Annotated in this window: 13 protein-coding genes and 1 pseudogene; 4 read left to right on the top strand and 10 right to left on the bottom strand. The window is 70.9% G+C overall.

The window, feature by feature from the left end:
- Positions 1-3 precede the first annotated feature (3 nt).
- The 6 genes from OG254_RS07435 to OG254_RS07410 all read right to left on the bottom strand — a co-directional run bounded on the left by OG254_RS07435 (position 4) and on the right by OG254_RS07410 (position 10,699).
- Complete coding sequence (locus OG254_RS07435) at positions 4-1,230, bottom strand: cytochrome P450 (RefSeq protein ID WP_405578614.1); 1,227 nt, start codon at positions 1,228-1,230, stop codon at positions 4-6.
- A gap of 119 nt (positions 1,231-1,349) precedes the next feature.
- Positions 1,350-6,551, bottom strand: a complete 5,202-nt coding sequence (locus OG254_RS07430; protein ID WP_405578611.1) for a family 43 glycosylhydrolase — start codon at positions 6,549-6,551, stop codon at positions 1,350-1,352.
- 173 nt (positions 6,552-6,724) lie between these two features.
- Entirely contained in the window at positions 6,725-7,366 is a 642-nt protein-coding gene (locus OG254_RS07425; RefSeq protein WP_405578609.1) for a DedA family protein, read from the bottom strand.
- 144 nt (positions 7,367-7,510) lie between these two features.
- A complete protein-coding gene (locus OG254_RS07420) occupies positions 7,511-8,779 on the bottom strand; it encodes a sugar ABC transporter permease (protein WP_405594881.1) in 1,269 nt (422 codons plus the stop codon).
- A 14-nt stretch (positions 8,780-8,793) separates the two neighbouring features.
- Positions 8,794-9,501 (bottom strand): ATP-binding cassette domain-containing protein, encoded by a 708-nt coding sequence (locus tag OG254_RS07415; protein ID WP_405594879.1) that lies wholly within the window; start codon positions 9,499-9,501, stop codon positions 8,794-8,796.
- A 109-nt stretch (positions 9,502-9,610) separates the two neighbouring features.
- Positions 9,611-10,699 carry a substrate-binding domain-containing protein gene (locus OG254_RS07410; protein ID WP_405594877.1) on the bottom strand — a complete coding sequence of 363 codons (1,089 nt, stop codon included), beginning with the start codon at positions 10,697-10,699 and terminating at the stop codon, positions 9,611-9,613.
- 271 nt (positions 10,700-10,970) lie between these two features.
- On the opposite strand from OG254_RS07410, the gene OG254_RS07405 reads away from it, so the two are divergent.
- From OG254_RS07405 to OG254_RS07395, 3 genes are all read left to right on the top strand, one after another.
- Positions 10,971-13,505 (top strand): SpoIIE family protein phosphatase, encoded by a 2,535-nt coding sequence (locus OG254_RS07405; RefSeq protein WP_405578606.1) that lies wholly within the window; start codon positions 10,971-10,973, stop codon positions 13,503-13,505.
- On the top strand, positions 13,502-14,587 hold the full coding sequence (locus OG254_RS07400; protein WP_405578604.1) for a sugar ABC transporter substrate-binding protein: 1,086 nt from the start codon (positions 13,502-13,504) through the stop codon (positions 14,585-14,587). Before OG254_RS07405 ends, OG254_RS07400 begins: the two co-directional genes overlap by 4 nt.
- A gap of 85 nt (positions 14,588-14,672) precedes the next feature.
- The gene (locus tag OG254_RS07395) at positions 14,673-14,849 is read left to right on the top strand and encodes a hypothetical protein (RefSeq protein ID WP_405578601.1); all 177 of its coding nucleotides are present in this window, start codon (positions 14,673-14,675) and stop codon (positions 14,847-14,849) included.
- A gap of 13 nt (positions 14,850-14,862) precedes the next feature.
- On the opposite strand, the gene OG254_RS07390 is transcribed toward OG254_RS07395, so the two are convergent.
- On the bottom strand, positions 14,863-16,086 hold the full coding sequence (locus tag OG254_RS07390; RefSeq protein WP_405578598.1) for a TolB family protein: 1,224 nt from the start codon (positions 16,084-16,086) through the stop codon (positions 14,863-14,865).
- Positions 16,087-16,272: 186 nt separating this feature from the next.
- Here OG254_RS07390 and OG254_RS07385 point away from each other — a divergent pair, with 186 nt between their 5' ends.
- A complete protein-coding gene (locus OG254_RS07385) occupies positions 16,273-16,569 on the top strand; it encodes a hypothetical protein (RefSeq protein ID WP_405578596.1) in 297 nt (98 codons plus the stop codon).
- A gap of 6 nt (positions 16,570-16,575) precedes the next feature.
- On the opposite strand, the pseudogene OG254_RS07380 reads toward OG254_RS07385, so the two are convergent.
- The 3 genes and pseudogenes from OG254_RS07380 to OG254_RS07370 form a co-directional block, all read right to left on the bottom strand.
- A pseudogene (locus OG254_RS07380) lies at positions 16,576-17,335 on the bottom strand (hypothetical protein).
- 211 nt (positions 17,336-17,546) lie between these two features.
- Positions 17,547-18,482 (bottom strand): LysR family transcriptional regulator, encoded by a 936-nt coding sequence (locus OG254_RS07375; RefSeq protein ID WP_405578593.1) that lies wholly within the window; start codon positions 18,480-18,482, stop codon positions 17,547-17,549.
- 164 nt (positions 18,483-18,646) lie between these two features.
- Positions 18,647-19,942: an SUKH-4 family immunity protein gene (locus OG254_RS07370; protein WP_405578590.1), complete on the bottom strand. Its 1,296-nt coding sequence runs from the start codon at positions 19,940-19,942 to the stop codon at positions 18,647-18,649.
- Positions 19,943-20,056 lie beyond the last annotated feature (114 nt).

The raw sequence follows: 20,056 nt of genomic DNA, 5'->3' as shown, positions 1-20,056 counted from the left end.
CGGTCAGAGCCGCACAGGCAGGCTCAGCAGGTGGAAGCCGTCGCCGGGCCAGTGCCCGAACGCGACGTCGGCCCGGTCCACCGCCAGGGCCGGCGCCGTCCGTCGCACGAACAGCTCGTCGAACACGACGCCCGTCACGACCCGGCCCAGCGCCGCGCCGATGCAGTAGTGCGGGCCGTGCCCGAAGGCGAGATGACCGTCCCCGCGCCCGAACTCCCGGGTGATGTCGAGCCGTTCGGGCGTCTCGAACGCGGCCGGGTCGTGGTTGGCGCCGAACAGCGCGACCGTCACGGCCTCGCCCTTCTTCAGCGGTGAACCGGCGAACTCGAAGTCCTCGGTGGCGTACAGGGTGGCGCCGATGCGCACCAGCGTGACGTACCGCAGGAGTTCGGGCACCGCGCGGGCGAGCAGGTCCGGCTCGTCGTGCAGCCGCTGAAGCTGCTCGGGGTGGTCGAGCAGGGCGAGCACGCCGTGGGCGAGGAACAGGGCGGGCGGGGTGATGCCGGTGTTGATGAGCAGGAAGAAGACGGTGACGATCTCGTCGTCGCTCATCCCTCCGTCGGCCAGCAGCGCCGAGACCAGGTCGTCGGTGGGCTCGGCGCGACGGCGGGCCACCAGGCCCTTGCTGTACTCCACGATGCCGGCCAGCCCCTCGGCGATCCGGCTGCCGTCGCCGTACGCGAAGTCCCGGATCCACTCGCAAACCCGGTCCTGGTCGGCGGCGTCGACGCCGACCAGCTCACAGATCACGGCCGTGCTCAGCTGGTAGGCGAAGTCGCCCAGCAGATCGGTCTGTTCACGACCGGCGAGGCCGGCGATGAGCTCACGCGCGGTCTTCTCCACGAAGGGGCGCAGCGCGGACACGCGGCGGGCGGTGAAGGCACGGGTGAGGGGGCCCCGGCGCCGGGTGTGCTCGTCGCCGTCGAACAGCGCCAGATGCCCGGACAGGTACGGGAGGTACTCCTCCGGGAAGCCCTCGAAGGCATGGGCCAGCAGCTCGGCCTGCGGGTCCGGCATCTCGGAGCCGCCGGGGACGGCGGACCGGTCCCGGATCAGGCGCGGCTCGGTCAGTGCGGCCCGCGCGTCCTCGTAGCGGGTGACCAGCCGTACAGGGGTGTCCAGACCCGGCAGGACCGCGTGCCCGAGGTCGGTGCGTGAGCGCAGGTCGGCGTAGCCGCGAACGGGGTCCTCGACGAGCTCGGGGGTCAGGTGGAGGGGGGTGGCGTTCATGGCGTGTGCCTCTCTGGCTCCGGGAGTTCGTGTCACCAGGAGCGTGCGGGAGGCCGCCTTCGGCGCGGTTTCAGGACGGTTTCAGAGGGGGCGGCCGACTGGAACCGCCCCCTGGAACGCTACTGGCGTCGGTTGCCGCCCACGGTGACGAAGCCCGTGGCCCGTGCGCCGGTGAGGTTGTCGTAGACGACGTCACCGGTGGACTTCTGCCAGATCCGGATACGGAAGGTGTCCGGGGCGTCGGTCGCGGTGACCCGGAAGCCGTACCCACCGGTGCCGTTCACCTTGCCGGTGCCCTGGTAGACGGCCCGGGATCCGCTGACCACGAGCCAGTCGGAGCCGGTGGAGCGGAACTTCAACCCGGCCCGGCCGAAGTCGAGTTCGGCCTTTCCGGTGGGGACCGTGGCCCCCTTCGCATAGGTGGCGGCGAAGGAGAACGCGGCCATGCCGGTCAGGTCCGGCCCGGCCGGGTAGGCGCCGGCCGGGGAGGCGATGACGCCGGTGCCGAGCGCCGGGCCCGCCGCGCGGTCGTAGACGACCAGCTCGGGGAGGGTGGTGCTGTCCGAGGCGCCGTCGTCGTCCTTGACCGTGACCACCGGGCGGTGGATCCCGGCCCCGGTGTAGGTGTGCCCGGCCCGGCAGGTGGTGCCGCTCACCGTGCCGTCCGTCGGCGCGGTGCCGTCCTTCCAGTCGACCCGGCAGGTCTGGGTGTCGCCGCTGCCGGGGTCGGTGAACTCGGCCGTGACCACCACGCGCTTGCCGACCGAGACCGGGGACGCGGGCCCGGTCGCGGAGGTGATCGCCGGAGCCGCGTTGGCAACCTCGACGGTGGCTGAGTCACTGCCGCGGCCCCCGGACAGGGTGACCGTGTAGGTGCCGTCGTCCGTGCAGGTCAGGGTGGTCCTTGCCGCCCCGGCGTCGGCGAAGGAGCAGGGTGCGCCCTCCTCGACGGCCCACTGGGGGCTCCCCGCACCGGACAGGGTGCCGTTCAGCGCGATCCGGTCGCCTTCGCGGCCTTCGGAGTCCGGCCCGGCGTGGACGACGGTGACCGGATCGATGCTCGTGAGGGTGGGCACGACCTTCTCGATGAGCCCGTCGGAGTCGAACTCCAGCTTGTCGACGGTCGTTTCGCGGTGGGTGCCGTCGCCGCCGGGGAGCGCGAACCGGTGGTAGGCGATGTACCAGTCGTCGGTGTTCGGGACATGGACCACCGAGTGGTGGCCGGGGCCCTTGATGCCGAGCGAGAGGTCCTTCTCCAGGATCACGCCGTGCTTGGTCCACGGGCCGGTCGGTGAGGGACCGGTGGCGTAGGCGACGCGGTAGTTCTCGTCGCGGGTGTCGTTCTCCGACCACATGAAGTAGTAGGTGCCGTCACGCTTGATGACGAAGGTGCCCTCGTTGTAGCCGCTGGGGGTGATGTCCTCGACCTTGGAGGTGTCGATGGACGTCATGTCGGCGTTCAGGGGCGCGACGTAGGCGTGGCCGTTGCCCCAGTAGAGATACGACTGTCCGTCGTCGTCCGTGAACACCGCCGGGTCGATCATCTGGCCGCGAAAGTCGCCGGCCTTGAGCAGCGGCCTGCCCAGCGCGTCCTTGAACGGGCCGGTCGGCGAGTCGGACACCGCGACGCCGATGTTGGCGTCGGCACAGAAGTAGAAGTAGTACTTCCCGTCCTTCTCGGCGATCGTCGGGGCCCAGGCCCTGCTGTCCGCCCAGGAGACGTCCGGGCCCAGGTCGAGGATGACGCCGTGGTCCGTCCAGTGGACGAGATCGGTGGAGGAGTACGCCTTGAACTGCGTGCCGCTCCAGCCCTCGAAGCCGTCGGTCGTCGGGTACAGGTAGAAGGTGTCGCCGAAGCGGACGATGTTCGGGTCGGCGTTCAGCCCCGGCAGCACCGGGCTCTTCATGACCAGCGCCGAGACCGTCCAGGTCCGCTTCGCTCCGTCGGAGCCCGTCACCTCGTACGTCACCGGCTCGCTGAAGTCCTGCACGCTGCCGGAGGCCGGGGTGATCGCCGCGCCGTGAGCGAGGGTGAACTCCGGGGCGAGGGCGGTGAGATCGGTGCCCTCCGTCATCGGCAGCGTGATCCGGCTGCCCGCGTTGTCGACGAGCGCGTCGACCTTCAGCGCCGGGTGCGTTGCCCTGGCGATGCCCGCGGTGTTGCCGCTGAGCTCCATGATCTCGGCGGCGGTGAGGGCCCGGTCGTAGACGCGGAAGTCATCGACCTCGCCGCCGAAGTACGGGTCGGCGGCGTACAGGGACCTGCCGATGTAGCCGCCGTAGTCCTTGTTCGCGTCGTACAGCTCGGACGGCTTGACGGCGGTGGTCGTACGGGCCGCCTCGATGCCGTCGACGTAGAGGACCATGGCCCCGGTCGAGCCGTCGAGGGTGACGGTGACGTGCCGCCACTCGCCGGGCGTCAGCTGCGAGCCGGCCGTCAGCTTCGACTCCGCCGACCAACTCGCCTTCGTGATCGCGGAGTACAGGCTGGAGCCGCCGTTGGAGGGGGTCGCGAACAGGTACTTGTCGCTGTCGGGCCCGAGCCCGAACAGCCACTGGAAGCTGCTGCCGCCCTTCCACTTGGCGTACGTCGAGACGGTCACGCTGTCGGCGTTCTTCAGCACACCGTTCGGGATCTTCACGTACGGGGACGACGCGGAGTCGCCGGACATCCTGAACGAGCCGCCCTCCACACCGGTGCCGAAGTCGGGCGTACGGACGTAGGTGCCGTGGTGGCCGTGCCCGCTGGAGTCGCGGGCGATGCTGCCGCCCGTCTCGTCGAAGTCGTAGTGCAGGAGCAGGTCGGAGGGGACGTCCGGGCCGTCCTGCGACACGGTGACCTCGGCCCGGACCGGCAGCGCGGCGCCGTCGGGCAGGCTGCCGGTCATGGTGAAGGTGCCGGCCTGCGCGTACTGCGACTCCGGGACGTCCTCCCAGGTCACGGCGACCGGACGCGTCACGCCGTCGGCGTACGTGGCGATCACGGTGGCCGGCAGGACGGGGGTCTGCCCGATGCCGGTCTTCACCGAGACGTCCTCGACGCCCTCCACCAGCTGGTCCGGCTGGTAGGCGCGCAGCAGGCGGTCGTACTCGGCCTGGGTGACCGGGAGCACCGTGCCGTGGCGGGGCTTGGCCGGGAGGTCGTAGCCGGTGGACGGGGTCCAGGTGCCGGAGGCGAGGTCGGTCGTCTCGAAGGGGAGGTAGCCGCGGCCGCCGAACTCGTCCAGGAACGCGTACCACTTGTCCTCGGTGTTCGACTTGAACACCAACGGTCCCTCGGCCGCGTTCATCGCACCCTTGCCGATGCCTTCGGCGACGGCGTCCCAGGACGGGTCGAGGAGCGCGTCGCTCTTCTCCTCGAAGATGAACTTGCTGTTGGGGGTGGACGAGGAGTTGTTGCGCTCGTCCTTGGAGAGGCGGAAGTACGTGCCGTCGTGCTGGATCACCGTGGAGTCGATGACCGAGTAGCCGCGGTCGATCCAGACCTTGGGCTCGCTGAAGGTGTGGAAGTCGCGGGTCGTCGCGTACATCATGCGGTTGTACGTGTCGCCGGAGTGCGCCTCGTTGTCGTACAGCTTCGATGCCCAGAAGACGACGTACTGGCCGAGCTTCGCGTCGTAGAACGCTTCCGGGGCCCAGGTGTTGCCCGCGCTGTCGGGCGAGATCTTCACCAGCCGCTGGTCCGTCCAGTGGACGAGGTCGGTGGACTCCCACACCATGATGGACCGGCTGCCGGTGCGCTGGGCGGCGTCCCAGTCGCCGTTGCCGTAGATCCTGAGGTCGGTGGCGATCTGGTAGAACTTGTCGCCCTCCGGGGAGCGGATGATGAACGGGTCGCGCAGGCCCTTCTCGCCGAGCGTGGAGGTCAGGACCGGCTTGCCGTCGTTCAACTCCCGCCAGCGCAGCGGGTCGTTGCCCTTGCTGAGGGCGGCGTAGAGCTGCTCGCCGTCGGCGGTGCCCTCACCGGTGAAGTAGCTGAACATGTAGCCCTTGAGGGCCTCGGTCCTCGGCAGTTCGGGCACCTTGGCGGTGAAGGCGCGCGTCGTGCTCGCCGTGCCCTTGGAGACGGTGGCGGTCAGTTCGACGGTGGTCGCGCCGTCGCCGTGCGCGGGGCGGTGGACGAGGCCGTCGGAGCTGACGACGTCCGGCTTCGCGGAGGACCAGGTGACGTCGGTGCCGTACGCGCCGGTCGCGGGGAGCGTGAGGTTGCCGCGGACGTCGTCCAGGTTGTGCACGGTGAGATCCTGGGCGGCCTGTTCGGTCGCCGTTCGGTCGTCGAAGTCCGGGAGCACCGTGACGTCGAAGGTCAAGGCGTCGGTCACGGTGCCCTTCTTCATGGTCGCTGTGAGCGTGGCGTGGGCGGCTGGTTCACCGGCGGCGGGGCGGGTCACCTTGCCGGAGTCGGAGACCACCGCGGGGTTGCCGGCGGCCCAGCTGATCGCGGAGCCGCCGGCCGTGCCGGTCCTCGGCAGGTCCAGGTCGGCGACGACCGCGCCGGTGTCGCCGAGGCTCAGCGCGGCCTTGTCGTCGGCGACGCCCTGCGTGGCGACGGGGAGGGCGAGTTGCTCGACCTCGGAGGCGACGAGCGCGCGGTCGTAGACCCGGAAGTCGCGGATGCGGCCCTTGAAGAACTTGTCGCCGGAGTAGACGGACTTGCCGATGTGGTTGGCGGTGGTCGTGCCGGACCCGATGGAGCCGGGGGTGATCGTGACGGCCGAGTTGCGCCCGACCTCGACGCCGTCCTCGTAGAGCACGCCCGTCGTGCCGGTCTGGGTGTAGGTGAGGTGCTTCCAGACCGAGCGGGTCAGGTTGTGGGAGTCGGCGGGCCTGGTGGTCTGCTCGGTCGACCAGTTGCCGTTCGCGATGGACGTCCGCAGGGCGTTTCCGGTGGCGAAGAGGTAGCCGTTGCCGTTGCTGCCGCTGGAGTTGCCGAAGCCGTAGATGAAGTACGGCGTGGTCTGGGCGGAGTCGACCATCACGTCCAGCGAGACGGAGATCGAGTCCATGCCCTTCATCACGTCGTTCGGCACCCTGAGGTAGGTGTCGGAGCCGTTGAAGGCGAGCCCCTGCCCGGCGCCCGACCAGTCGGCGGTGCCGCTCACGGTCGTGTCGCGGCCGTGGCCCGAGGCGTCGGGGACGGTGCTGCCGGAGGCGGCGTCGAGTTTGTACCAGAGGGCGAGACCGTCGGTGATCTCGGCCGCGGCGGCCTGCGCGGGCAGGGCGGGTGCGGCCAGTCCCAGCAAGAGCGATGCTGCGGTCAGTCCGGCGAGTCGGCCCGCCAGACGTCTCGCCCGGACACGGACGCGTGCGATGTACGGCATGTCGATTCCCTGCTGAGGCATGGCGGGGCCTCGGCCATGGGCACCCTGCCGTTTCGGCTGTGTGACGTCGTGTTGCGAGAGTGTCAAACGGGGTGTGGCACAGCGTCAAGGGTTTTCGAACGATGTCCGACAGGTCGAACGAAGAGGGTCGGGTCCGTCAACTCCCTTGTCCGTCACGGGCTCTCGCGGTCGCGCCTGGACCGGCGGGCCTCAGTCAGCACGGGGAGCAGGGGCAGCAGTGAGAGCACGACGACCAGGGCCACCAGCGGCAGCAGATAGTCGTCGATGCCGGGGACGGACGCCCCCAGCGTGTACCCGACCAGCACCAGGCTCTGTGACCAGAGCAGACCGCCCACGATCTGCCAGACGGTGAAGGTCCGCCAGGGCACGCCGAGCGCGCCGGCCGCCGGGTGCAGCACGGTGCGCACCATCGGGATGAAACGGCCGATCACCAGGGCCTTTCCGTAGCCGTAGCGAGCCAGCAGTTTCTCCGCGCGGGTCGCTGCCTCCCGCACGCGTCGTTTCGAGGTGCGGGCCAGCAGCGCCCGCCCGCCGTGTCTGCCCAGCAGGAACCCGACCTGGCCTCCCACCACCGCGCCGACGGCCGCGCACAGCAGCACCTGCCACAGCACCAGCCGTGCCGCCTGGTCGGCGGTCGCCGCGCACAGTACGCCCGCCGGGAAGAGCAGGGTGTCGCCGGGCAGGAAGAAGCCGACCACGAGCAGGCCCGACTCCGCGAAGATCACCACCAGGACACCGAGGGCGCCGAAGGTCGCCAGCACCGAGTCGGTGTCCATCGGGTTGACGGCGATCACCGCCCTCACCTCCCGGCCGTCCTCGTCCCGCGCCCTCCCCTCCAGCATCCCGTGCGGGGGGCGCGGGCGCCTGTCCCGTCGGGCGCGGTGACGCGGAGGGTGGGTGGGGGGAGGAAGAGCCGGCCGTCAGCGCCCCGTACGCGCTCAGGCCCGCCCGTGCGCCTCCTGCGAGCGTCTGGACAGTGCGTCGATGACCACCGCGGCGAACAGCACCCCGCCCGTGATCATGAACTGGACCGCGGCCGGCGTGTCCGTGAGGGCCATGCCCGAGGCGATCGACTGGATCACCAGCATGCCGAGCACCGCCGACCACGTGGAACCGCGTCCGCCGAACAGGCTCGTGCCGCCGATGACGGCTGCCGCGATGGCGTTGAGCAGGAGCACGCCCGTGCCCGAACTCTGGCTCACCGAGGTGATGCGCGACGCGAGGAACAGGCCGCCGACCGCCGCCATGGTGCCCGAGACCGCGAGCACCGCGGTCTGCACCCGCGTCACGTGGAGGCCGGCGCGCCTGGCCGCCTCGACGCCGCCGCCGAGGGCGTAGACCTGCCGGCCGTAGTGGGTGCGCCGCAGCACGATGTCGAGCCCGGCCACCACCACGAGGAAGATCAGGAGGGCGAGCGGCAGACCCTGGAACCGGTTGAGCAGATAGGCGCTGACGAACGCGATCACCGCGAGCCCGCCGGCGCGCACCCCGATGACCTGGAGCGAGCGGTGCCGCATGCCGGCGGCCATCCGGCGTCGCCGGTCCCTGTACGACACGAGGAAGACAAGGCCCGCGGCGAGCGCCGCAAGTCCGTAGGCGACCGCGTCATCGGTGAAGTAGTAGCTGGTCAGCTTGGCGACGAGGCCGTTCTCGTCGAGGTTGATGGTGCCGCTGCTGCCCAGGATGTAGAGCATGAGCCCGTTCCAGGTGAGCAGCCCCGCGAGCGTGACCACGAACGCCGGCACCCGGGTCCTGGCGAACGAATAGCCCTGCACGGTGCCCGCCGCCGTGCCGGCCAGCACCCCGACGATCAGCGCGAGCCATTCGGGCACCCCGTTGTTCACGTTCAGCACCGCGAACACGGCCGCCGCGAGCCCGCTGATCGAGCCGACCGACAGGTCCAGTTCGCCGAGCAGCAGCACGAAGACGATGCCGACCGCGATCAGTCCCGTACCCACGATGTCGACGCTGAGATTGGACAGGTTGCGGGGCGAGAGGAAGTTGTCGTTGAGGGACTGGAAGGTGATCCAGACGACGGCAAGGACGAGGACGACGGGGAGTGAGCCCACTTCACCGGCCCTCAGCTTGCGCCGGGCGAAGGCGACCCACCTCTCCACGGCCCGGCCGGCGGCCGACCCGGGGGGAGCCTTGCTGTCGCTGCCGGGCGCGGCGGGCTCGACGGGTTCCGTCTGTGGGTCGGCCGCCATGTCGCGCGTCCCTTTCACCACGCCGCCTCCTGGTGGGCCGGTCGGCGGGGCGTGCTCTCCGTCGCCCCGGTGATGGAGGAGATGATCTGTTCCTGGGAGGCGGTGCCCACGTCGAAGTAGCCGTTGTTACGGCCGAGCCGCAGTACGGCTGCCCGGTCCGCGAGGGCCTTGACGTCGCCCATGTTGTGGCTGATCAGCAGGACGCCCACGCCCCGGTCCCGCAGCTCGTCGACCAGGTCCAGGACCTCCGTGGTCTGCCGCAGCCCCAGTGCCGCGGTCGGCTCGTCCAGCAGCAGCAGGCGCGGTCCGCCCAGCAGCGAGCGGGCGATCGCGACCGTCTGGCGCTGACCGCTGGACAGCGACACGACCGGGGCACGCAGCTCGGGGACGCCCCTCGTCAGGCTGTCCAGCAGCTGGAACGTGCGGCGCTCCATCTCCATCTCGTCGAGGAAGCCGAACCTGCGGACCTCGCGTCCGAGGAACAGATTGCCGACGACGTCGAGGTTCCCGCACAGCGCGAGGTCCTGGTACACAGTGGCGATGCCGAGGTCCTGGGCGTCACCCGGGCGCCTGATCTGGACGGGGCGGCCCTCCCACTCGATGACGCCCCGGTCCGCGGGCGCCACGCCGGAGATCACCTTGATCAGGGTGGACTTGCCGGCTCCGTTGTCGCCCAGCAGCGCGAGGACCTGGCCGGCGTGGATCTCCAGTTCGATGTCCATCAGGACCTCGACGGCGCCGTAGCGCTTGCACACGCCGTGCAGCGCCAGCAAGGGGGCAGGCACGCGGAACCATCTCCTTCCCGTGGCCCGGACGCGGCCGGGCCGGAGGTCAGGTCAGCCCGGCCGTTCTGCAGGCGGCGCCGAGATCGGGGGTACAGATCTCCCGGATCGTGTACACGCCTTCCTTCACCAAGGTGTCCTCGATGTTGTCGACGGTCACGGACACGGGGGTGAGCATGACCGCCGGAACCGTCTTGCCCTCGCTCGTGCGCACCTCCTGCTTGGCCACCCGGTCGAGGTTCTCACCGCGGGCCGCGGCCACGGCCATGGCGGCGCCGGCGGCGGCCTCGGGCAGGAAGGGCTTGTAGACGGTCATGTACTGCTCGCCGGCGACGATGCGGCGCACGGCGCCGAGTTCGGCGTCCTGCCCCGTGACCGGGGGCAGCGGGTTCACCTTGTTCGCCTTGAGGGAGGAGATGCTGCCGGCGGCGAGGCCGTCGTTGGCGGCGTAGACCCCCTGGATGTTGTCGGCGCCGAGGGCGGCGATGGCGCCGGACATGTTCAGGTTGGCGGCCTCGGTCCGCCACTGGAGCGTGTCGTACGCCTTGCCGATCTTCACCTGGCCGTCCAGGACGGACAACGCGCCCTCCTTGAACAGCACCGCGTTGGCGTCGCTGGGATCGCCGTTCATCATGACGATCTGGCCGCCGGGCACGTGGTCGCCCATGGCCTTCAGCAGTGCCTGGCCCTGGAGCCTGCCGACCTCCTGGCCGTCGAAGGAGACGTGGCCCGCGATCGGGCCCTCGGAGAAGCGGTCGTAGGCGATGACGGGGATGCCCGCCTCGTCCGCCTTGCGGACCGAGGCGCCGAGCGATCGGGAGTCCACCGCCACGAGCATGATGGCGTCCACCCCCTCGGCGATCATCGAGTTCATCTGCTGCTGTTGCATCGCCACATCGCCCTTGGCGTTGCCGTGCTCGATCGTGCATGTGCGGCACAGCTCATGGATGTTCTTCTCCAGCAGCTGCCTGTCCTGGGTCTCCCAGCGGGCCGTGGTCGCGTCCGGCAGGAGCACGCCGATCTTGGGCCCGGTCTCCGTCTCGGAGGCGCTCCCGCCGTCCGACCCGCAGGCGGCGAGGGAGACGGCCGTGGAGATCGCGATCAGGGAGAGGGCCGCGTTGCGTAGGGAGGCCTTCATGCGGGGGATCTCTCTGGCGAGCATGGCGACACCTGGCCTTCTCACATGCCGACCACTCGGTCAGTCTGACACCGGCCGGTGCGATCGGCGAGCGCAGCCAGAGCACCTCACGGGGCGGCGGGCGCGGTGCCGCCACGGGCGGCGCGCGAGCAGATATGTCCAGCTCATCCATATATGCGATTCTTGTCTTCGGGTGCCCGAATGCGCTGGGAGTCGGGGTGCCCCGATCTCCTTCGGCACCTCCGGCACGGACGGGAGGAAGGTTGCGGACATGCCTCATGACGGCCGTGCCCGGACCGGATATCCGGTGCCGGAGGCATCCGAGGCCGGCACCGCAGACACCGGCTCACCGCCTACGGCGCCGCAGGCCGCCACGACTGATCGGGCCCTGACGTTCGCGGGAGCGGCGCTCACCGCGCTCTACACTCCCGCTGCCGGGGGCGACGAGCTCCAACTGCTCGAAACGGCCGGCGGCGTCACCTCCGAGTACCGGCTGCCGCAGCTGCTGCCCCTGTCGGGCGCCTCGGCCGCCGCACACGCCGTCCGCACCGACCGGCCGCTGTGGCTGAACGCCGCGGCCCTCGCCGCCTACCCCGACGGCGCGCCCACGCCGCCGCGGGCGCGGACGGCGTCGCTCGGCGCGCTGCCGCTGGACCCGGAAGGCGCGCGACTGGGCTGCCTCGTCGTCGTGGGAGCCTCCGCGGACGGCTTCGACGACGGGCAACAGCGCTTCCTGGAGCGGTACGCCGGCGCGGTCGCCTGCGTGCTGCGCGACGCGAAGGGCCGGTCCGCGGGCGGGTCCCTGCTGAGCCGTGCCCTGCGCGGCCTGCGGGTCGGCTCGTTCGTCCTGGTCCCCGACACCGGCGTCATCGAGGCGGACGGGGCACTCCTCGAACTGGTCGGCATCACACCGGACGACTTCGACGGCAAGGTCGACACCCTGCTGTCGCACGCCCTCCCCGAGGACATGCCCGCCCTGATGTCCGTCCTGGAGCCGAACCTGCACCCGGTGCGCCGACGCGAGCTGGAATTCCGCGTCCGGCGCCCCGCCGGCGAGGTGATCTGGCTCAGCCTGAGCTGCCGGGTGCTCGCGGGCGCGGCCGACGAGCCGGGGCAACTGCTGGGCGTGGTGACGGCGACGCAGGTCAGGAGCCGCGGCGCCGACGACGTGTCCCGGATCCAGTGGCTCACCGCGGCCCTCGACGACGCGGCGACGGTCGGCGACGTCGGGCGGGTCGCGCTCGCCGCGCTGCGCGAACCCCTGGGCGCCGACCGGGTGGCGCTCGCCGACGTACGCGACGAACGGCTGATGGTCACCCTGCTCGACCCGCCGGAGCAGGACGCCTGGCCGGAGCTGTGGCGCGCCCAGTGGCGCTCGGAGTGGCCCGACGCACCGGTCAGCGCCCTGCCGACCCTGCGGCTGGCCCTGCGGGACGGCCGGATGGATCTGTGGCCCGCCGGCACCGCCCTCGAACCGGGACTCGAAGGCGTCGGTCCCGGAGGCCTGGCCGTCCTGCCGCTCCCGGCCAAGGGCAGGGTCGCCGGTGTGTGCCTGGTCGGCTGGGACCGTCCGCACGAGTTCATCCCCGAGGAGCGGTCCCTGCTGACCGCCACCGCGGCACTGGTCGGGCAGGCCCTCAAAAGGGCGCACGCCCATGACGCCGAGCAGGAACTGGCGACGATGCTCCAGCGCAGTCTGCTGCCCCGCCGGCTGCCCGAACTGCCCGGCGGCACGGCCGTCGCCCGCTATCTGCCCGCCCGCCGCGGCCTCCAGGTGGGCGGCGACTGGTACGACGTCATCGCGCTGTCCGAGGACCGGGTCGCGCTGGTCATCGGCGATGTGCAGGGACACAGCGCCGGAGCAGCGACGATCATGGGGCAGATGCGCACCGCGGTCAGGGCGTACGCGGTGGAGGGCCACCCGCCCGACGTGGTCGTGTCGCACGCCAACCGCCTCCTCGTCGGCATGGAGACCGACCTCTTCGCCACCTGCTGCTACGTCGAACTGGACATGGAGGAGGGCACCACCCTCTTCGTCCGTGCAGGGCACCTCTCGCCGCTGCTGCGCCATCCCGACGGCACCACCGAGGAGGTGCTGGTCGAGGGCGGGCCCCCGCTGGGCGTTCTCGCCGAGGCCGAGTTCCCTCTGACCTCGGTCGCGCTGAGCCCCGGCACGGTGCTCGCCATGGTCACCGACGGCCTGGTCGAGGCGGCCGATCTGCCCCTGGACGCCGGCATGGAACGCACCCGCGTCGCGCTCGCCGCGGCCGATCCCGAGGACCCGGCGAAGATGGCCGACGCGCTGCTCGGTGACGGCGGCCGGCGCGAGGACGACGTGGCGCTGCTGCTGCTGCGCTACGACGGCATGAAGACCAAGCCGATCAGGGCCGGCTGGGTGGTGTGGCGGCTGCCCGACGCCGTCATGCACGCCCGCCGCTTCACGGCGCGCACCCTGCGCCGCTGGCACGTCCAGGAAGCCGCCGACGCGGTACTGCTCGTCGTGTCCGAACTCGTCACCAACGCCCTGGTGCACACCCAGGGATCGGTCCGCCTCGATCTGGTGCTGCGCGGGAACCGGGTCCGGGTCAGCGTGAGCGACTCCTCGCCGCGCGCGCCCGCGAAGCCCGTGATCGTGGACTGGGAGTCGACCGGCGGCCGGGGCCTGCTGCTGGTCGAAGCGGTGTCGGACGCCAGCGGCACCGTCCCGGTGGCCGGCGGGAAGCAGGTGTGGAGCGAGATCACGGTGCCGGAGGACGAAACCGGTAACCGCGCACGTGAGGCTGTGAACGGAGGAGAGCTGCGATGAGGGCACACACGCTGCACACCGCCGTCGCGGCACTCGTCGCCGGACTGCTCACGGTGCCCCTGGCCGGCTGCGGCGCAGACGGCGAGGCGGACACGGAGAGCTTCTCGGTGGGCCTGCTGCTCCCGAACACCGTGACGCCCCGCTGGGAGCACTCCGACAAGCCGCTGATCGAGAAGCGGCTCAAGGAGCTGTGCGCCGGCTGCACCATGGTGTATGCCAACGCCGAGAACGACGCGGCGAGACAGCGGCAGCAGATGATCTCCATGATCACCAAGGGTGCGAAGGTCCTGATCCTCGACCCCGCCGACAGCAAGGCGCTGCGCTCCTCGATCATGGAGGCGGACCGGGCGGGCGTCCCGGTCATCGCCTACGACCGGCTCGCCGAGGGCCCGATCTCCGGCTTCGTCAGTTTCGACGGTGCGAAGGTCGGCCAACTGCAGGGCAAGGCGCTCCTGAAGGCCATGGCGCAGCGGGGGGACGGCTCGAACGTCGTGATGATGAACGGCGACCCGAGCAGCGCCAACGCGGAGTGGTTCCGCAGGGGAGCGATGTCCGTCCTCGCGGGCGGGGCGAAGATCGCCAGGTCGTACGAGACCACCGGCTGGAGTCCGGAGAACGCTCACGCGAACATGTCGGCCGCGATCTCCGCGCTGGGAGCGGACCGCATCAACGGCGTCCTGGCGGCCAACGACGCCATCGCCGCGGGGGTCATCTCGGCCTTCAAGAAGGCGGGCGTCAAGCGGCTCCCGCCGATCACCGGCCAGGACGCCGACCTCGAGGCCGTGCGGCGCCTCGTCAAGGGCGAGCAGTACATGACGGTGTACAAACCGTTCGAGAAGGAGGCCGCCGCGGCCGCCGCCATGGCAGTCGCCCTGGGGCGGGGCGAGGACGTCCGCGACGTCTCGACGACGCAGACCGACAGCCCCACGCACAAGGACATCCCGTCCATCCTGCTCACGCCGACACTGGTGACGGCCGGCGACATCGAGAAGACCGTCATCCACGACGGCGTGTTCACCGTCCAGCAGATCTGTCCCCCGGGACTGCGCTCCGGCTGCGGACGGGTCGGCCTCATCGGATGAGTCGGCCTCATCGGATGACGGGACGGCTGGTCGGCGCGCCGCCCCGGGCGCAGCATGGGAGGGGAACGAGCAACGGAGGTCGGCCATGAAGACCGGAGCATCGGACTACGACCGCTGGCTGTACTCTCACACCCCCTCGCAGGCCGAGGGTGAACGCGACGAGACCAATGAGCGATCGGCCGTGGAGCGCCACCCGGACGTCCCCAGGACCGAGCCGTCCCAGGCCGAGGGCGAGCGGACGGACGACAACAGCCCCGCGTGACCGGCGCCCCGGCTCAGCGCAGGGACCGCACGAACACGTCCCCGATCAGGTTCGTGTCGTCGGGCACCAGGCCGGGGTAGTACGAGTCGAAAACGGCCGTCGACTCGTCCGCGCTCAGCGCAGCCCGCCCCACCGTGACGGGCGCGCCGTCCTGCCCCGGGGAGAGCGACTCCTCCTGGCCGGTCTGCGTGTCGCGCAGGACCAGCCCCAGCGTCCGGCGGTCCGCGTCCGCCGTGTTGAGCAGCACCTTCGCGCCGTTGACTGACAGGTCGGACACCTGGGTGAGATCGGTGGGGGAGCGGCCGTCGTAACGCTGGAGCGTGCGCCCCCGCAGATCACGGACGAAGCCGTTCCAGCCGTTGTTCGGATCGTCGCCGGGGACCAGATTGCCGGCCGTCGAGTTGAACCCGACCTTGGAGCCGTCGGCGCTCAGCACCGGACCGATCGCCGACCTGTCGGCCGGCGCGCCGTCATGGGTGGCGTCCGCCTGCACGGTCCGGCCGGTCACCCGGTCGTACATCAGGATGTCGCCCTGGTCGTCGTCGGCCGGCCCCGAATAGCCCTCCAGATAGGCGACCTTGCGGCCGTCGGCGCTCATCGAGATCTGCTGGCACTGATGGAACTTCTTCGAACCGTCCGAGGGCCGGCTGACCCGCCACACCTGCCCCGTGCGGCGGTCCAGGAGCATCACCCGGCAGGCGAAGGCCCCGTGCTCGTCGACGGCGGGCCGGGCGACGAAGGCGACGTACCGCCCGTTGGCGCTGATCGGGGCGATGCCGTACGACACGTGGTAGTCCTCGGCGAGCGCGGGTGCAAGGCGTTCGATCCGTCCGGTGCGCAGGTCCATCACGTGGACGGAGGACGTGGCGGTCGCGGCCGAGTACGAGGTGAAGGTCAGGTGGCGCCCGGACTCGGACAGCTGCGGAGTCGACGTCGTCCCGCCCGGCACCACCACCCGTGTCAGCGGGGCGTCGGGAGCCGTCCGGTAGTAGACGCTGTACGACACGTCGGTGCCGGGGGCCAGATTCGTCGCCCCCGAGGCGAAGGCGACGACCCGCCCGTCCGCGCTGACCACCGGCTCCACCGAGTGGCCGTTGCCGCCCGTCCCGTCGGGAGCCACGCTGATCCGCTCGGTGCGCGGGACCTGCTCGTCGCCGACCGCACCCGTGGGTCCGGACAGTGAGGTGAGTGCGGCGGTCACGGCGGCGGTCACGGCGATGCGTAAGTGAGGTCTCACAGAGGGCTCCCCTTCGGTTTCCGTCCCGTCCCGGGACGACGTCAGTCGGGATGAAAGCGCGGCGGCCGCGAAGGGTCAATGCGCAAAGCCGCTTCCACGACGGAGCTTTCAGTGGAGCCCGCCGTGGATCTTTCCGCGCCGATCAGCCATACTCTGAACGTGTTCAAAAAAGAGGGGGAGCGCATCATGCGTGACACGAACGCGGCAGCCCAGGACGACACACCGGCCACCGCCCTGGGGCCGACCGCCCTCGTCCTCGGGGTCTTCTCCACCTTCGGGGTCTTCGCCTTCTTCCCGTTCGCGTGGATCGTCTTCTTCCCGATCGCGTGGATCGCAGGGCCTCTTGCCGTGACCTTCGGGGTGGCGGGCATCCACTACGCCCGTCAGGGCGTCGGCCGGATGTGGACCGCCACGCTCGGCACGGCCCTGGGGGCGGCTGGAATGATCGGCATGGTCAGTCTCTTCGGCGGGCTCGCCGCCTAGGGCAGGTCACGAAGGCCTCGTGCGCTTCTCTTGCGGTCGCATCAGGTGCAGGTCCTTACCCCATGAGTCCAGCACCGCCCCGTGCCCGGCCCGCCGGGCCGCTGCTTCGACCTGGGCGAAGAGGCGGCGCTGTGTGGGCACGTCGCCCGTACCCGAGATGTGGTCCGCGGCGACGAGCAGGTGCCCGGTGTCCCAGCCGGGCAGCGGGAACCGGGCGAGTTCCCACTCCAGGTACTTGTTGTAGGGGCGCGGGCGACGGTCCAGCGCGAAGAGCAACTCCAGCAGGAACCGGATGCTGTCGGCGGCGTCGAGGCGGGCCGCGAGCGCCTGTCCGTCGCGGTCGTTCTTGACCGAGCGGTAGAGGGAGTTGGCGTAGGCATCGAGCCACCCGCCCGCCTCCCGGAAGGCTTCGCCGACGTCGAGTCGTGCCTTGTCGGCCAGGATCCGGGTGATGACTCCGTCCAGCCGGTCGAGCACGATCCGGGCCCGGGCGAGGGCGTACCGCTCGAAGCCGGGCATTCCGGCGGCGCGGAGGTTCGTCGAGGGAGACGATGACGAGGTCGAGTTCTGGGGTGCGGTGCCCTGCGAACCGGGTGATGCCCGTCGTCGCACCGTCGGCGAGGACGACGTACAGGTCGTGGTCGGAGTGCTCGGTGGCCATGCCCTCGTGGGCCCGGGAGCCCTTGAGGACAAGGCCGACGACAGCTGCGTCGGCGGCGGCGAGTTCGACGAACGCGTCGTAGGAGAGGGGTTCCTGAGCAGTCACTGCGTGATCTCCGGTGATGTGGTGACGTGGTGACGGGGATGCCGACCGGGCGGCCCGACTCATCGGGTCGCTCGCACCGTCTGCGGCGGCGCATGGCCGTCGCCCGGAAGATCAACGCACGTGCGGACTCTATCGGCGGGCCCGCTGAGCGGTCCGGCTCTTATCGCCGACGACGCTCACTGCGCCGGAACCTGCTTGCCCGAGGGCCTGTTCAGCGCCGCCGGGCCCATGCCGGCGTCCAGATCGCGCCGTTCGGGGGATCGTGGTGCACGGAAGTGAGGTACTCGCGGAGTGTGGTGAGCGCCGGGTGCGGATTGTCGGCGTGCCAGAGCAGTGAGTGCGGGTAGACCGGGGTCGGGTCGCGCAGGGGGATCAGACGCATGTCGTAGCCGGCGGGCCAGACGAGGGGTGTCTGGGTGCCGAGGAAGGTCGCCAGTGTCGAGGACGCCGCGATCGTGTCGATGAGCGCCTCCACCCCGAAGTTGGGGCCGGTCGCCTCGATGGTCAGCCCGAAGTCGGCGGCCATCGCCTCGTAGTACGCGGTCCACTCCGTGCCGGGGACGTTGCCCGGCATCCAGATGCGGTGGCCGGCCAGCTGGGCGGGGGCGACGGCGGCGGCCCCGGCGAACACGTGGGTGGGCCCGGTGAACAGGTGCAGTGGCTCGTCGTGGACCGGGCTGATCTCGATGCCGTCGGGGATCCGCTGCCCGGGCATGGTGACGGCCCGGAAGGTGGCGTCGATGATGCCGTCCCGGACGGCGGAGATGGCTTCCTCCGCGCCGGGCAGCGTCACGACGTCGAGGGCGATCCCGGGATGCGCGCGGTGGAATTCCCGCAGCACCCCGGCCAGCGACGCCCGCCGTCCCACCACGTCGACACGCAGGGCACGGCTGCCGGGCCGCACGGACTCCCTCGCCCGCTCCTCGGCCTGGAGCAGGGACCGGGCATGGGACAGGAACGCCTGTCCGTCGATGGTGAGCTCGGCACCCCGCGGGGTGCGGGTCAGCAACCGCACCCCGAGCTCCCGCTCCAGCGCCGCGACCCGTTTGGACACGGCCTGCTGGGTGAGGGCCAGATCCACGGCGGCCATCTGGAACTGGCCGGCTTCGGCGACGGCGACGAAGGTTCGTACGGCGTTGAGGTCCACATCGGCCAACGTATCTGTACAACGCCACGTTGTGATGCAGCGGCTCGTCGGTTGTCTGATGTGCCTGGTCACCTAATCAGGGACGGGAGGTGTGACGCAGTGATGTCCCGTGCTGATCAACGCTGCGTTGTGCATCGGGCGGTCCCGCCCAGGCCTCGGCGGCCCTAGAACCCGTCCACCCCGAGCTCGGTGATGCCCGCGTACAGCCGGCTCCACATCTCGCCGCTGGGTGTCTCGCGGTCGAACAGGCCCGGGGCCAGGTCGTCCATCTCCTCCAGGAACAGTTCCCCCACCGCGTCCTGGCCGCCCTCCACCGGATAGGGCTGCCAACAGGCGTTGCTGTAGCGGTAGACGGCCTCCAGGATGCGCGTGAAGACGTCGAGGTCCGGGGCGAGCGGCACCAGCGCCTTGCCCCTGGCGCCCACGCGGGTCCAGATGTGCACGGACCCGTCGTGGCGGTGCAGATACAGCTCGCCGTACTCGAACGCGCCGAAGCCGATCAGGTCCGACGCGGACACGCCGCCGGGCAGGCCGTCCTCGGACAGGTCACCGTCGGCCGGGGGCCGCATGGCACCGGCCGGCCGGGCCTCGTACTCGGCCCCATGGCACACCCACCACGTGGGCAGGCCGATGCCCGACAAGTGCCGCCTGCTTCCCGGGTGTTCGAGGCCCGCGGGGAGATCGCCCCCGGGTATGCGCACCACGTACCGCTCTCCGAAGGCGTCGTCCACCCGGGCCGGGGTGAGCGGGCCCGTCGGCCGCCGCGGCTCCGGTTCGGCATCCGGCAGAGCCTCCTCGGACGAGTCGTAGTCGATCCCCTCGCCCCGAGGCCAGTCCCGCAGCACGTCGGAGTCGGTCTCGATCATCGCTATGCCATGCGTGTCCTGGACGAGATACCTGGTCCTGCCGCCCTCGACGGCGACCGCGGCCGCGCTCCCCCAGCTCGCCGGAGCGGTCAGATCCCAGTCGTCCAGGTCGGGCGCGTCAATCGTCTCCCGCGACAACACCGCTTCGGGCAGGGCCCCTTCGCCCCGGACCGTGACTCTCCGGCCGGTCTCCGCGTCGAGCCACAACGGTCCGCGCCAGTCGACGACCTCGACGAGCTCCCGGCCCTCGTACAGGCGTCGGTGCACCTGGTGGTAGTCGCCGTTCAGGCTCGGGTGGGCCACGAACCAGTTGACCGGGCGCCACCACGCCCACACGGTCCGCCATGGCATCCCCGGCTCGGCCTTCGCGATCCGCTCGGCGTACTCCTCGTGGCCGGTCGCCTTCGCCGCGAAGTGCAGCCACGCGGCGAATTCGGCGGGCGTCACCGCCGCGTCGCCGAACATCGCCTCGGCCTGGAGGAAGACCTCGCGCCCCACGCCGCCGGCGGCGGCAATGCCGGTGCGCACCGCCGCACGGTCGGCGGCCAACAGGCGTGCGGGGTCGGCCGGTACGTCGTCAAGCTCCTCGATCATGCCGACATCCTGTCACCCGCCACTGACATCGCCCCTCGGTCCCCGAGTGGCGTGCGGAGCCCCCGCGCCGCGCCTTCGATGTCTCACCACTGACCTCCACCGACCTCCTCAATA

Origin of the sequence: Streptomyces sp. NBC_01092 (assembly GCF_045039535.1) — a bacterium.
In the GTDB taxonomy this organism is placed as follows: domain Bacteria; phylum Actinomycetota; class Actinomycetes; order Streptomycetales; family Streptomycetaceae; genus Streptomyces.
Note: the sequence above shows the minus strand (reverse complement) of the source record. Positions and strands in the feature narration are given on the sequence as shown.